14 protein-coding genes and 1 pseudogene are annotated in these 14,910 nt (G+C 40.3%); 6 read left to right on the top strand and 9 right to left on the bottom strand.

From position 1 onward, the window contains the following. Positions 1-144 precede the first annotated feature (144 nt). Positions 145-1,671, bottom strand: coding sequence for a COG3014 family protein (locus BQ7314_RS08285; RefSeq protein WP_174483235.1), 1,527 nt, complete (start codon positions 1,669-1,671; stop codon positions 145-147). A gap of 242 nt (positions 1,672-1,913) precedes the next feature. Further along, on the bottom strand, positions 1,914-2,855 hold the full coding sequence (locus tag BQ7314_RS08280) for a CsgG/HfaB family protein (protein WP_174483234.1): 942 nt from the start codon (positions 2,853-2,855) through the stop codon (positions 1,914-1,916). Positions 2,856-3,186: 331 nt separating this feature from the next. Between BQ7314_RS08280 and BQ7314_RS08275 the strand changes: the two genes are divergently transcribed. The 4 genes from BQ7314_RS08275 to cobT are packed head-to-tail and all read left to right on the top strand — an operon-like array spanning position 3,187 to position 5,722. Next, on the top strand, positions 3,187-3,699 hold the full coding sequence (locus BQ7314_RS08275; protein WP_174483233.1) for a hypothetical protein: 513 nt from the start codon (positions 3,187-3,189) through the stop codon (positions 3,697-3,699). 10 nt (positions 3,700-3,709) lie between these two features. Then, the gene (locus BQ7314_RS08270) at positions 3,710-4,153 is read left to right on the top strand and encodes a universal stress protein (protein WP_174483232.1); all 444 of its coding nucleotides are present in this window, start codon (positions 3,710-3,712) and stop codon (positions 4,151-4,153) included. 4 nt (positions 4,154-4,157) lie between these two features. Beyond that, positions 4,158-4,682: a bifunctional adenosylcobinamide kinase/adenosylcobinamide-phosphate guanylyltransferase gene (gene cobU, locus BQ7314_RS08265; RefSeq protein WP_174483231.1), complete on the top strand. Its 525-nt coding sequence runs from the start codon at positions 4,158-4,160 to the stop codon at positions 4,680-4,682. Then, positions 4,682-5,722, top strand: coding sequence for a nicotinate-nucleotide--dimethylbenzimidazole phosphoribosyltransferase (gene cobT / locus BQ7314_RS08260; RefSeq protein ID WP_174483230.1), 1,041 nt, complete (start codon positions 4,682-4,684; stop codon positions 5,720-5,722). Before cobU ends, cobT begins: the two co-directional genes overlap by 1 nt. A gap of 114 nt (positions 5,723-5,836) precedes the next feature. Here the strand turns inward: cobT and BQ7314_RS15790 are convergent, their stop codons facing one another. The 6 genes from BQ7314_RS15790 to hrcA all read right to left on the bottom strand — a co-directional run bounded on the left by BQ7314_RS15790 (position 5,837) and on the right by hrcA (position 12,405). After that, on the bottom strand, positions 5,837-6,214 hold the full coding sequence (locus BQ7314_RS15790; protein ID WP_280953871.1) for a DUF3465 domain-containing protein: 378 nt from the start codon (positions 6,212-6,214) through the stop codon (positions 5,837-5,839). A 329-nt stretch (positions 6,215-6,543) separates the two neighbouring features. Beyond that, complete coding sequence (dapB, locus tag BQ7314_RS08250; RefSeq protein WP_174483228.1) at positions 6,544-7,353, bottom strand: 4-hydroxy-tetrahydrodipicolinate reductase; 810 nt, start codon at positions 7,351-7,353, stop codon at positions 6,544-6,546. A 5-nt stretch (positions 7,354-7,358) separates the two neighbouring features. Further along, positions 7,359-8,498: a molecular chaperone DnaJ gene (gene dnaJ / locus BQ7314_RS08245; protein ID WP_174483227.1), complete on the bottom strand. Its 1,140-nt coding sequence runs from the start codon at positions 8,496-8,498 to the stop codon at positions 7,359-7,361. Positions 8,499-8,638: 140 nt separating this feature from the next. After that, the gene (gene dnaK, locus BQ7314_RS08240; RefSeq protein ID WP_174483226.1) at positions 8,639-10,576 is read right to left on the bottom strand and encodes a molecular chaperone DnaK; all 1,938 of its coding nucleotides are present in this window, start codon (positions 10,574-10,576) and stop codon (positions 8,639-8,641) included. Positions 10,577-10,682: 106 nt separating this feature from the next. Beyond that, positions 10,683-11,288, bottom strand: coding sequence for a nucleotide exchange factor GrpE (gene grpE / locus BQ7314_RS08235; protein ID WP_174483225.1), 606 nt, complete (start codon positions 11,286-11,288; stop codon positions 10,683-10,685). A 76-nt stretch (positions 11,289-11,364) separates the two neighbouring features. Beyond that, a complete protein-coding gene (hrcA, locus tag BQ7314_RS08230) occupies positions 11,365-12,405 on the bottom strand; it encodes a heat-inducible transcriptional repressor HrcA (RefSeq protein WP_174483224.1) in 1,041 nt (346 codons plus the stop codon). Positions 12,406-12,942: 537 nt separating this feature from the next. Between hrcA and aqpZ the strand changes: the two genes are divergently transcribed. Continuing rightward, positions 12,943-13,641, top strand: a complete 699-nt coding sequence (aqpZ, locus tag BQ7314_RS08225; RefSeq protein ID WP_174483223.1) for an aquaporin Z — start codon at positions 12,943-12,945, stop codon at positions 13,639-13,641. Positions 13,642-13,727: 86 nt separating this feature from the next. After that, positions 13,728-14,579: a mechanosensitive ion channel family protein gene (locus BQ7314_RS08220; RefSeq protein ID WP_174483222.1), complete on the top strand. Its 852-nt coding sequence runs from the start codon at positions 13,728-13,730 to the stop codon at positions 14,577-14,579. A 53-nt stretch (positions 14,580-14,632) separates the two neighbouring features. Here BQ7314_RS08220 and BQ7314_RS08215 read toward each other — a convergent pair. Beyond that, positions 14,633-14,910 (bottom strand): annotated as a pseudogene (locus BQ7314_RS08215) (hypothetical protein); the annotation flags it as partial.

Genomic DNA, 14,910 nt, shown 5'->3' with positions numbered 1-14,910 from the left:
CGCATCTGCGCTTCAATTTCTTTTGAGTAAGGTTTTATCTTGGGTCGATTTTAAATAAAGTTTATGAGTTGCATCATTATAATTCTTAAATTGAACTTGCCTAAATTAATTTGTGCTCATTCCTAACTAAGGCGATAATTGACTTTATTGTAACTCTATTACTTTATAAATAAGCTTTTCCCTTGATAAAGCGCGAATATAAACAATAGCAATATTAGTCTCTTTCTTCAGTATAACTTCTGTACCTTGTTGTCCGCTGCTCACTATACCAACAGGACTAATAAGTAATCGCCCATTATCGGGAATAGGAAAATGAGCCACTTGTACTTGTTTAGGTAAAGTCTCCCATCCACGAGTATCAGCAGTATTAAACAGATATTTAAACATCCCTGTTAATATTAATGCGCCCAACTCAGCCCCGTTATTTGACTGATTAGATCGGCGTGCTGCTTGCACAGCGGCATAACTAGCCATTTCTTTTGCTAAGGTAGAAACAACCAGCCGAGTTACCATCGTTGGCAGTTTACTATGGTACTCCTGTGACATAATGGCATCAAAATCTGCGAGCAACTCAGTTGTAACAGATGCTTGTTGATTATGAAATTTATAAGCAATATCCAAGCCTTGCAATTGAGCAGTAAAATATTCATACCGAGGAAAAGCTATTCCCGTATAACCGACATAGGGCAGAATCAATTGAAATTTCTCTTGCTTTAACGCGGGCGCACGTCCATTAAATAAGAGTACGTACACTATTTTATTATTAAGCGGGTAAGAAAAAGGCTTAACATTCGCTATCTTCGCTGGAATTTCACTCCCGATTCGCTGTGCCACTGTCACATAATCGCTTTGAATCAATTTATTATTCGGGATCATTTTATAGAGGTTACGAAAATCCACTAAGGCTTCCCCATAGTTATTTTCTAATAAATACCCTATCGCTGAAAAATAACTAACAAACGGATTACCTAAATTCCCATATAGCTTATTTGCTTTAGCCTCTGATACGACATAAGCTTCATTTACCACAGGATTTTTAACAATAGAGCTGAATGACACCGTGGTATTTTGATTACCAAGAGATCGACTTTTCTGCTGATTTTTAAGATTATACTCTGCGATCTCTTGCTCACCAGCCCGAAGCTCATCAGCAAATTTTCTGACAACTTTCTGTTGTGCCTCCCTCATCCTACGTAACTCAACATAAGCACCAGACACATCATTGATAGCAAAATAATTGAGTGCTTTATAAGCATTGAGCATCACACGATCCAAATACATACCACGATAAGGCAAGGCATTCGCATTAGTGATTGCCGAGCCTATTTCTGCCCCTATATCTCGTGCAGTGATAACAGCTCTCTTATCAAACGCTTGAATTAGACTTTCTGATTGCTCGAATAACTGGAGGCTTTTTTGGTATTGACTCGCCGTATAATTTGCGACGCCAGCATCTAAAAGCCACACTAACTCATCCCCTGTCCCTGCTCGATCAGCACTTTTTTCGCTTAACTCAAGTGCAGCACGTGAAATATCCCCCGAATAATAAACATCCATATACGGCTTTTTTTGCTTTCTCGCATCAATAATAGAAGAGCACCCAGACACCAGAATAAAACCGGCCGCCCACAAACTCGCTCTTTTTAATGATAGATAAAAATATTTATACATAAGGTCAGAAATTATTCTGTATTTTAAGCCACCCTATACCCATGATGGTTTGAGATTTGTTCTACAGCACAAACGCCACCTCCAAAAGCATTGGTATTTACGCAATTTTTGACATTAAAACAAATAAATTACAAGTCAGAATACTGGATATGATGGGGCTGGATAAAAAAATTAAAGTTTTAAATTATGCCCCCTCTTATTCAGTTCTCTCTCTGAAAACATGAAAGGGCTTAACATTAAAGCTACCAACCAGGCATTACTCTAGGGTAAGCAGCATCAGTGCCCCCCCTAATGGTCTTTTGTAATCGACAAATATCGCCTATACCAATGTGCCTAGCTCCTGAGATTATTTTTGCTCTACTCAGTTTCGTTGCAACTGACATAACTTCAATCATACCTACTTGAATTTCTGCACCCCCTAATAGCTCTCCTGTATCAACATCTGTTATGGCTTCGCCCTGCTTCAGCACCAAATAATACTGGCCAACTTCAATTCCCGCACCACTACCTCGATTTAATATCACTTCATTATTAGAAACCTTATTAACCTTAATAGGATATATTCCCGCAAGAATAGCATTGCCCACTTCAGTTGCCGTGCGAGTAAAGAGTAAATCTTTATAATCTGCTGCGGTCCAATATCTTCTCTCTAACGCAGGAATATCACGACGTACTTCATCACTTCTTAATTTATTAATCACCTGATCAGCTAAAACAATTTTCCCTGTACTGCTCTGCAAAATTTGAAATTGAATTTTAAAAGTAGTCACCAACCTTGGCCTAGTTTCACCCGTAATTGCGATATTTTGACTAACTGCAGCCGTTTCTAAGCGATTAATAACGCCCGTAACAAGATAATCTGCAACCAATAACTTAGCCATCATTTCTATCTGCCCTGGTAGCGCCCATTCTGACTCAGTCAAACGATTTTCATCCATGACTTTGCCAATTTGCGTACGACTAAGCATATTAAACTTTCTTGACTTAGCCAAAAACTCGATTAATTGATTGGAAAACTCGCGCTCAGCCATCGTTCGCGTTACTCTCATCTCGCCAATACTCATAGTGTCGATAACAGGACTAAGCTGAAAAGGTAAAACAGCCATAGTCGGCTGCTTTGCAGGTGTCGCCCATAAAACTTCAGCACATAAAAATCCCACCAATAAAATGATGATTTTCTGCATAATATATCCCCTTATTACTTACTATTAATTGATGTCAAAACACGCCCTCCCGGACAGAGAAAACTCTCAAGCGATTATTTAACCTCTTTACAAATAATGATGCCAACATGAAATAACCATAAGATGTATTTCTGTAATAGCAGAAATAAGTCTATACGTATCCCACGTTTAGTTACTCGAAATATTAAGGTCAACACAAAAACTAGCGGCATCACAAGCGATGTGGGGCAGACACAATTGAAATACACCAGCCTTTGATTATAGTATAAAATGAAAATCAAGCTGAACATTCCATATTAACTGAAAAAATCTAATCTTATATAAACACACTATGTACGACTACTTAGCGCTGATCTTTAATATTTGTTTGTTTAAAAAAAAACCACAAGATATTCCTTATTCGCAAGCTACCTTACGATTCTCTCTTATCGGCTACGCCATTATCAGCTTTATGCTTATACAGATGTCGGTTAATGATCTAAATGCCCTACTGCAAGTAGCTGTAGAACTTATTATTATCCTAGGCTTTTCCAACTTAGCACTAAGCATTGCTAAAAAACGCCAGCGTTTTGTACAAACGACTTGCGCTTTACTCGGCACCGATGCCTTGATCAGCCTTTGTGCCGCACCAGTCATTGCCACATTGAGCATTAGCCCAAACAATGGGCTAGCTCTGTTAGCTATTATTAGCTTAATAATATGGCATTGGCTTATTACTGCGCATATTATTCGCCATGCCTTGAGCCAATCCTTTTCCTTTGCTTTAGGCATTGCTTTTTTATATATCTTTAGCGCATATCAGATTATGGGCGTATTATTTCCAACAATGAACCCGACAAATTAGGAGAGCTTTCATGAACAACTATCAACATATTCTATTAGCTGCCGATTTTTCTGAACATGGCGAAACTGTCGCCCAAAAAGCGCACTATTTGGCCACAAAATATAATGCTAAATTGAGTGTTATTCATATAGTGGACTACCTACCTATAACTGATGCTGCTTATGGTCCCGTCATTCCCTTCGACCTTGATTTAAACGAAGAGCTAATGAATACAGCCAAGAAACGTTTGGCTGATATGGCTAAAAAACTAAGTATACCCGCAGATCGACAATTTTTAGAAATGGGGAGCACGGCCATAGAAATTGTAGAAACTGCTGAAGAACAACATGCCGACCTTATTGTTGTAGGTTCTCATGGAAGACATGGCTTAGCCTTATTGCTCGGCTCAACCGCTAACGGTGTTTTACACCATGCAAAATGCGATGTTTTAGCCGTTCGCCTGCAAGGAGGTTAAATTTATGCAACACCTTATTTTAGGCGGTGCTCGCTCAGGCAAAAGTCGTTATGCCGAACAACTTGCTCAAGCCAGTCATAAAGAAGTCATTTACATTGCGACAGGCACCGCCGATGATGAAGAAATGCGAGAACGCATAGAAAAACATCAGGCCGATCGACCTAGGTATTGGCAAACAATTGAAGAACCACTTTTGTTGGCTGATAAGTTGGCAGAATACGATAGCACACGACATTTCATATTAGTTGACTGTTTAACCTTATGGTTATCAAATATTCTATTTGACCCTCAAGGCGACTATCAGGAGGATATTTTTTTACAACAAAAACAAGCCTTTCTAGCGATATTACCCACGCTACAAGCTGACTTGGCTCTAGTGAGCAATGAAGTCGGTTCCGGTATTATTCCTATGCATAGCATGAGCCGCCGTTTTGTCGACGAAGCCGGGCGCTTACATCAACAGCTTGCACAAATTTGCCCACAAGTAACCCTGATCACTGCTGGACTAGCACAGCAGTTAAAACACTAATGAACTGGCTAACTCTCCCTATTGCCTCGCCTGATCAACGCTACCTATTGGCCGCGATCAGCCGCCAAAAACAACTAACAAAACCTGCCGGCTCTTTAGGTGAACTTGAACAAATTGCCATACGCCTTGCAGCTATGCAAGCCACTGATAAACCTAATATCGATAAGGTATGGATCAGTATTTTTGCAGCAGATCATGGTATCGCCGTGGCAGGTGTTTCCGCTTTCCCTCAAGCCGTTACCGCGGAAATGGTAAAAAACTTTGTATGCGGTGGCGCGGCAATTAGTGTGCTTGCACAGCAACACCAAGCTCACTTAGAAATTATTGATATAGGAGTTGCCTGCCAATTAACTGAACTAGCCATTATTCATCAGAAAATTGCCCTTGGTAGCGCTAACTGTCTAACTCAGTCAGCCATGACCGAAACGCAACTACACAGTGCACTACAAGCCGGTAAAGAAGCTATCACCAGAGCCTTAGATGGCAATAGTCAATTATTTATCGGCGGAGAAATGGGTATAGCTAATACTAGCAGCGCCACGGCTATTGCTTGTCATTTACTTAACCTAAGTGCAGAGCAATTGACCGGTGCAGGCACTGGACTGGATAGCTTAGGCATCCAACACAAAGCAGACATCATTCAACAAGCATTAGATAAGCATAAGGATATTAGCCCTATGCCGCTAACAGTATTACAGTATCTGGGTGGCTTTGAAATTGCTGCATTAACTGGTGCCTATATGGCCGCTGCTCAACAGCAACTGCCTATTTTAGTCGATGGCTTTATCTGTAGTGTTGCGGCTTTAGTAGCGGTGCGTATTAATCCCGATATAAAACCATGGTTAATATTTGCACATTGCTCTCAAGAGCAAGGTCATCAAATTATTTTAAATGCTTTGGAAGCAAAACCTTTATTAAATCTTAATATGCGCTTAGGTGAAGCTAGCGGCGCAGCTTTGGCAATTCCCTTATTACGTTCTGCCTGTGCATTACACACGCAGATGGCAACTTTTGAACAAGCTCAGGTTTCGCAAAATTAAAAATATAGGGCTAACTTTGTTCCATAATCTCATTCGTAACAAAACTCAGTTTAGGAATGTGTGGCTAATAAGTTCTGCTTTCCAAGACAACCACAGCAGAGCTATTGTCTTCATTTATAATGCCTGGTAAACAATATCATTGTGCGATAACCAACCAGCAATATGTTTTCCTATCGGATCAGAGTGCGTCCAATGAATAACTCCCCCCTTTTCATTCCATTCATATTCACCAAAAAACTCAATTCGATCACCAACAGACAAGTTCGAAACGCGTGGTGCTAAATCAATATTATGTGCGACTAACAATGTTTGCCCTGATACTAACTTAATAATAAAACGCTGATGCCGAGAACCTTGAAGATCATCAGCTAAAATTGCAATCACCTCACCCACGCCTTGAACCTGTACATCACTAAGACCGTCAGCAAACAACTCGGCTAAAACAGCATCACCTTCTGGCTCTAACTCAACATAATCTGAAATCTTACCCAGCTTTAATAGGCCGCCAAAAATGTCCCCATAAGCCCAAACTTGTCCATCTTTAGTGCCAAGATAATAACCACGCTCTGGATAGTATCGGACCAAATAAGCACCTAATTCATAAGTAGGCCCTTCTGCTTGGCTAAAAAATTCTGGGTAATTAATTTCTGCAAAATCAAACAACTTATTACTATCACTTAGATTATCAGCACTCGTGACAAAGGGAAATAATAAGCAAAAAAACAAAATGAATTTCATCGCTATTCCTTATGAAAATGATTAACCGCCTACCCACACACACAAATGCAAAGCGGACTAAAGTCTACCCTAGCTTTATGAACTCAAATCTCTTTCAAACCCAAAACATCTTGCATATCATACAGGCCATTTTTCTGTGACTCTAACCATACGGCAGCTCTTACCGCACCATTAGCAAAAGTCATACGACTCGTCGCTTTATGGGTAATTTCTACACGCTCGCCTTCATCAGCAAACATAACCGTATGTTCACCTACAATATCGCCCGCACGAATCGTAGAAAAGCCAATCGTTTTACGGTCACGCTCCCCAGTATCGCCTTCACGTCCATAAATAGCGCAATCTTTTAAATCGCGGCCCAAGGTATCAGCAATAACTTCACCCATACGTAAAGCAGTGCCTGATGGCGCATCGACTTTATGACGGTGATGCGCTTCAATCACTTCAATATCGGTATAGTCACCCATCACTTTTGCGGTCATTTCTAACAACTTTAGCGATAAGTTTACGCCTACACTCATATTAGGTGCGAGTACGATAGCGATATCTTTAGCGGCTGCAGCAATTTGCACTTTCTGCTCTTCAGAATAACCCGTTGTCCCAATTATAATCTGCTTACCCGCTAAACGACATAACTCTATGTACTGCATAGACGGCTCGGGACGGGTAAAATCAATCAGCACATCAAACTGATCTAAAACTTTGGATAAGTCATCTTGCACAGCAATATTAATTGCTCCAATACCTGCCAAGTCTCCTGCATCCTTACCTAAAGAGGCACTGCCAGGCCGAGTAACAGCAGCACTTAACTTGGTTTTATCTGCTAATTCTGCGGCTTTAATCAAGCATAAGCCCATACGTCCTGAAGCACCAACGACTGCAACTCTTATCATCTTGATTATCCTGTTAATTTATCAATAAAACTTTTCACACCACCTATCCAAGTGTGCTCTTGAGGGCTATGCTTCTTGCCACCCCCCGTTAGTGAATCACGGAATTGCTCGAGCAATGCAGTTTGCTCTTTAGTCAATTTCACAGGAGTTTCAATTTGCACACGACACATCAAGTCACCGACCGCACCACCCCGCACAGGCTTTACGCCTTTGCCACGTAATCTAAATAACTTACCTGTTTGCGTTTCTGCTGGTATTTTTAATTTCACTTTCCCCGTTAAGGTAGGCACTTCCAACTCGCCACCTAAACAAGCAACAGGGATACTAATCGGTACTTCACAATATAAATTAGCACCATCACGAGTAAAAATCGGGTGATCTTTTACTTGTATTTGTACATACAAATCCCCCGATGGTCCACCCTGAGCACCCGCTTCACCTTCACCTCCTAGACGAATACGGTCTCCAGTATCAACCCCTTCAGGTACTTTAACAGATAAAGTTTTATTTTCTTGTATGCGACCTTGGCCGTGACACTTACGACAAGGGTCTTTAATTTGTTGGCCAGCACCCTGACAGGTTGGGCAGGTCTGCTGCACAGAGAAGAAACCCTGCTGCATTCTAACTTGGCCATGTCCTTGACAGGTTGTACAAGTCACAGGGCTAGAGCCTTTTTTCGCACCTGTGCCGCTACATTCACTACAAGTTGCTAGTACAGGTACACGGATTTTAGCTTCTGTGCCTGCTACGGCCTCTTCTAGGGTTAATTCTAAGTTATAACGTAAATCTGCCCCACGTTGCACACTGCTACGCTGGCGACCACCACCGCCTCCCCCGAAAATATCACCAAAGACATCGCCGAAAATATCGCCAAACCCTTCAGCACCGCCACCACCAAAACCACCACCCCGGGAGCCATCAACACCGGCATGACCGAACTGATCATAGGCAGAACGTTTTTGTGCATCCGATAAGATTTCGTAGGCTTCTTTAACTAATTTAAACTGTATTTCAGCACCTTCTGGCTTATCTTTATTCCTATCGGGATGAAACTTCATTGCCATCTTACGATAGCTTTTCTTTATTTCTGCTTCACTGGCATTTCTTTCAACACCGAGTATCTTATAAAAATCTTCTTTTGCCATTTTTTAGTCCACACCCTAAAATCGCCAGGGCATAACCCCTGCTAAAATTGCATTGTAATAAATAGATACAGGAACGCCTCGTCATAGTTTTACTCCATAACGAGGCGTACCGATCACTAAAACGGAAGAAAAATTCCGACTTATTTTTTATCGTCGTCTTTAACTTCTTCAAACTCAGCATCAACAACACTATCATCTGCTTCTGCAGAAGCTTGCTCTGCCGAACCTTCAGAACCGCTATTACCTTCTTCTGCGCCTGCTTGTTGTGCATAAGCACGCTCAGCTAATTTACCTGACAATTCAGTTAGAGCCGTTGTTTTCGCTTCGATTGCTTCTTTATCATCACCTTTAACGGCTTCATTTAGTTCTTCAATCGCGGCTTCAATCGCTGTTTTTTCTTCAGCAGATACTTTTTCACCAAGCTCTTCTACTGATTTTTCAGTCGCATTAATCATGCCTTCTGCAGTATTACGTGCAGACACTAACTCGGTGACTTTTCTATCTTCTTCAGCATGTGCTTCAGCATCTTTTACCATACGATCCACTTCTTCGTCCGATAAGCCACTTGAAGCCTTAATGATAATAGATTGCTCTTTACCTGTTGCTTTATCTTTCGCGGATACATTTAAAATACCGTTCGCATCAATATCAAAAGATACTTCAATTTGCGGTACACCACGACGTGCAGGTGGAATATCTGACAAATCAAAACGGCCTAATGACTTATTACCCGATGCAACTTCACGCTCACCTTGCAATACATGAACTGTTACAGCTGTTTGATTATCGTCCGCAGTTGAGAATACTTGCGAAGCATTCGTTGGAATCGTGGTATTTTTTTCGATCAACTTAGTCATAACGCCACCCATTGTCTCAATACCTAGAGATAATGGCGTTACATCTAATAATAAAACATCTTTAACATCACCACCTAACACACCCGCTTGAATCGCCGCACCTAAAGCAACGGCTTCATCTGGATTAACGTCCTTACGTGGCTCTTTACCGAAAATGCTTTCTACCATTTTCTGTACTTTAGGCATACGTGATTGACCACCTACCAAAATCACGTGACCAATATCTTTAGCAGATAACCCTGCATCTTTTAAGGCTGTTAAGCAAGGACCTTTAGTACGCTCAATGAGATCATCAACTAAAGACTCTAATTTAGCACGTGTTAATTTAACATTTAAATGTTTAGGACCTGATGCATCAGCAGTAACATACGGTAAGTTAACATCTGTTTGCTCAGCAGAAGACAGTTCGATTTTTGCTTTTTCAGCTGCTTCTTTTAAACGTTGTAACGCCAGTGGGTCATTATGTAAATCAATGCCATTGTCTTTTTTAAATTCTTCAGCCAAGAAATCAATAATTCTTAAATCGAAATCTTCTCCCCCTAAGAAAGTATCACCATTCGTTGCTAATACTTCAAATTGGTGTTCACCATCAACATCTGCAATTTCAATAATAGAAATATCGAATGTACCACCACCTAAGTCATAAACTGCGATAGTCGAATCGCCAGGCGTTTGGTCCATACCGAATGCTAGTGCAGCAGCAGTAGGCTCATTAATAATACGCTTTACGTCAAGACCTGCAACACGCCCCGCATCTTTCGTTGCTTGACGTTGCGAATCATTAAAATAAGCAGGAACAGTAATTACCGCTTCAGTCACTGTTTCACCTAAAAAAGCTTCGGCATCTTTTTTCAATTTCATCAAAACGCGTGATGAAACCTCAGGTGCCGCCATTTTTTTACCGTGACATTCGACCCATGCATCGCCATTTTCTGCTTCAACGATTTTATATGGCACCATTTTGATATCTTTTTGCACAACACTATCTTTAAAGCGACGTCCAATTAAACGCTTAATAGCATATAAAGTATTTTCAGGGTTTGTTACCGCTTGACGTTTAGCTGATTGACCTACTAATACTTCATCATCTTTAGTAAAAGCGATAATAGAAGGTGTGGTACGTGCGCCTTCACTGTTTTCGATAACTCGCGCTTTACCATTCTCTAGTACTGCGACACAAGAGTTGGTCGTACCTAAGTCAATTCCAATCATTTTAGCCATTGAATGCTCCAAAAAGGTTTATATAGTTTATATATATGTTTTAAAAGTTGAATCTAATATGTGGTTATAAATTTATATTTCAAGCTTAACTACCAACTTTTGTTGATTATTCAGTAGCGGCTTGAGAAACCACAACCATTGCCGGACGAATTAAACGACCATTTAATATATAGCCTTTTTGCAGGACATTAATAACTGTATTCGGCTCTACATCAGCAGAAGGTTGCATAGTCATCGCTTGATGCTGCTCAGGGTTAAATGGCTGCCCTAATGGATCAATAGCTTCAATATTAAATTTAGCAAACACATTCTCAAACTGTTTAACCGTTAGCTCACTTCCCTCGCGCAACTTAACTACTTCTGGTGCATCGCTGGTTGCTGCTTGTATACCTAACTCCAAACTATCAATAACGCTTAATAGTTCTTTAGCAAATTTTTCTAAGCCATATTTATGCGCATTATCTAAATCTTTTTGTGTACGACGCTTCAAGTTTTCCATTTCAGCTTGAGTACGTAAAACTTTATCCCAATTTTCTGCCGCTTTTGCTTCTGCTTTAGCTAATCGTGCTTGTAGCTCAGCAACAGAAACATCAGCTTCTTGAGCATTCTCCGCCTCAGCCTCTTCGTTATCTAAGTCAGCCACTTGCTCAAGTACTTCTTCAATCAATTCACTGTCTGTTTTAGACTCAGCTGTATTCTGCTTATTACTCATTTATCTATTGCTCCAAAAAGTTATGAGTTGTACACCAAAGTGTATTCAAAAAAGATATTTTGTATCATGGGGTCGCTTACTTTGTATTCAAGGCTGCACCCAATAATTTTGCCGTCACATCGACAAAAGGGATAATCCGCTCATAGGCCATCCGTGTCGGCCCAATAACACCTAACACTCCCACTACCTCATCGTTTACAGTATAAGATGAAGTAACTAAACTACAATGATCAAAAGCTCGATAACCTGACTCTTCACCTATGTAAATTTGTACACCATCAGCCGCTAAACACTTATCTAATAAATGAATAATACCGCGCTTTTGACTAAAGGCATCAAACAAGCTCTTTAATCTATCCATATCCGAAAGTTCAGCAAAGTCCATTAAATTTGTTTGCCCTGATAGTACATAATCTTCTTCTTTATTTTCGTCTTTGTTAAATGCTAATTGCGCCATACTGACAGCATCAAGCATACTTTGATTCATCCGCTGTTGGTCCTCTTGCATCTCCTTTAAGACTTCAGCACGCACCGAGGCTAGACTTTTTCCAGCATACATCGAGGTTAAATAATTCGCCGCTTGCTGTAATTCAGTAGCCGAAAACTTTTTTGAGGTATGAATAACTCGGTTATGCACCTCATGTTCATTAGTGACAAAAATAACCAAAACACGGGTATTTGACAGAGGTAAAAATTCAATATGCCGTAAACAAACCAACTCCTTGCGTGGCAGAGTCACTACCCCTGCCATTTGTGTGGTCTCAGATAAAAGTTTCGACGCCATCCCCAGTAAGTCATCATTTTTGCGTTTATCCAAACCTTGATGCAAACGGTCTAACTCTTGCTCATGCAAAGGTTTAACCGTTAATAAAGTATCCACAAAAAAGCGATAGCCATTAACTGTAGGAACACGCCCTGCCGATGTATGGGGCGAATGAATCAAACCTAGATCCTCAAGATCCGCCATAACATTGCGAATCGTTGCTGGACTTAGCTTTAAATCAGAATCTTTGGATAAGACACGCGAACCTACAGGTTGACCATCATGAATATAGCGCTCCACAAGAGTCTTTAAAAGTTGTTGTGAGCGTTCGTTTAGTTCTGATGATTTTGTCACACAAGCCTCAAAAAATAATTAGCACTGTTACAGTGCGAGTGCCAACATAGAAAAATATCAGGTTCTAGGCAAACAAGCAAATGAATTGCTTCTGGATTTTGAAAAATACCAATCAGATTTAATGTAGTGCTTTTCAATAAACAGTCATTAGTAAAAATTACAAGCTTAAAACCATACCCAAGAAAATCATAAAGAAAAGAAAAAAAGTGTATAGTTTCACCACATTATCCAGAAGCTTATACCATCTAAAAACCTTACAAAGTGGCTCTATGTGATTTGTAGTGAGTAAGCGCTCAATGAAGCACGTACTTGCCCTACTCAGAAATATCAGGAAAGGAAAGGAAACTAACCCAATATATTAGATTCAATTAAGTTGCTTTGCGCTTGCCCCCACAAAGACTAGTGGCTATAATCATTACACTGCAGCGCCCTCTCTGCAGTTCATTCCTGTCTAAAGCCTGCATGATCTCCTTTAAACTTGAATTCAGGTAGCTCAAAACAGACTACTCTTCTTAAATAATTATACGAGGTGTAAAAGTGGCATTAACAAAAAAGCTAGGTGCCGAATTTCTTGGTACCTTTTGGCTAGTTCTTGGCGGCTGTGGTAGCGCCGTTTTAGCAGCAGGTTTCCCTGACTTAGGTATTGGTTTCATTGGTGTTGCTTTTGCTTTTGGACTCACTGTATTAACCATGGCATTTGCTATTGGCCATATCTCTGGTTGTCACCTTAATCCAGCAGTTTCATTTGGTCTGTGGTCTGGCGGAAGGTTGCCAACGAAAGAACTTGCCCCCTATATAGCGGCACAAGTAATAGGGGGCATTACCGGTGCTGCAGTGTTATATATTATTGCTTCTGGGCAGGCAGGTTTTGATGTTAGTGCTGGATTTGCATCGAATGGCTATGCAGAGCACTCACCTGGTGGCTATAGCTTAACGGCAGCACTAACCACTGAAATTGTTATGACCTTTATGTTTTTAATGATTATTTTAGGTGCAACTGATAAACGGGCACCCCAAGGGTTTGCGCCTATTGCTATTGGTCTTGGCCTGACTCTTATTCACCTCATCAGTATTCCTGTTACCAACACATCGGTGAACCCAGCACGAAGCACTGCTGTTGCTATTTTTCAGGGAGACTGGGCATTATCTCAATTGTGGCTATTTTGGCTAGCCCCTATAATAGGAGCTGTTTTGGCAGGATTAGCTTATAAGTGGTTTGAACAAGAAGAATCCTAAACCACTTACAATCATGAGAAAAATATTCACACAAACGACTATCACCACATATATTTTTTAACCCACTCTAAAGGAAATAAAGTACGATGAACCCCGAAGATATACTAGATCAAACGAAAGACTTAGATCCACAAGCAATTTTAGACCAAGTGACACAAATTGGTCTTGATTATGGCCCTAAAGTATTAGGTGCAATTGCTGTATGGATTATTGGCTCTTGGATTATTAAAGCCATTGTAGGCGTACTTGGCAAAACAATGGTCAAGACAAAAACTGACGTTTCACTACAGCCTTTCTTAAAAGGTTTGGCCGGTGGGCTGCTAAAAGCCATGCTGGTTATCAGTGTGCTCGGTATGCTGGGCATAGAAATGACGTCATTCATTGCGATATTAGGTGCCGCAGGCTTAGCTGTTGGTATGGCGCTTTCAGGTACCCTGCAAAATTTTGCAGGCGGGGTAATGATCTTGATTTTCAAACCCTTCAAAATCGGTGATGTTATTGATGCACAAGGTTTTATTGGTTCAGTAAAAGAAATTCAAATTTTCAATACCATTTTGAAAACACCTGATAATAAAACCATTATTCTCCCTAATGCGGGTTTATCATCAGGCTCAATGACTAACTTTTCTACTGAAGCAACCAGAAGAGTAGATTGGACTATCGGTGTAGGCTATGGCGATGACTTGGACCAAGCAAAAGCTGTTATTAAACGCTTATGTGATGAAGACACTAGAATTTTAAAAGATCCAGAAGTTTTTATTGCTGTTGCAGAATTAGCGGATAGTTCAGTTAATTTCACCGTTAGAGCCTGGGTCAATGCTGCAGACTTCTGGGGTGTTTATTTTGTAATGAATGAGAATATTTATAAAACCTTTCCTAAAGAAGGCTTGAATATTCCTTACCCACAAATGGATATTCATATACAAAAGGACCTATAACACGTTTTATTTTCCTCCTTATATATTAAACCTCTGTACACGACAAAAAATTATCAAGTACTCTGTTCACTATAAAAGCCCTTGTTCTCCGAGCTAGGGCGCAATAAAGAAATCAACTTCTTCATCAATTTCTTGGGCTGAGAAAACGTATTAAATAATTCGGAACGAATACAATCTAAACCATACCTAAAGATACTTTGTGCGGGTCGTTGGTGTGTTTTTGTTTTGATGGGTAATACAGAATTATTTTTCCACTCAGCGGCTAAAATAATAGGGTGCAACTCAGCACTATTTTGTTGATAAAATAGAAAGTAGTCTTCCATTAATTTAT

It is taken from the genome of methanotrophic endosymbiont of Bathymodiolus puteoserpentis (Logatchev) (assembly GCF_900128525.1).
GTDB lineage: Bacteria > Pseudomonadota > Gammaproteobacteria > Methylococcales > Methylomonadaceae > Methyloprofundus.
Note: the sequence above shows the minus strand (reverse complement) of the source record. Positions and strands in the feature narration are given on the sequence as shown.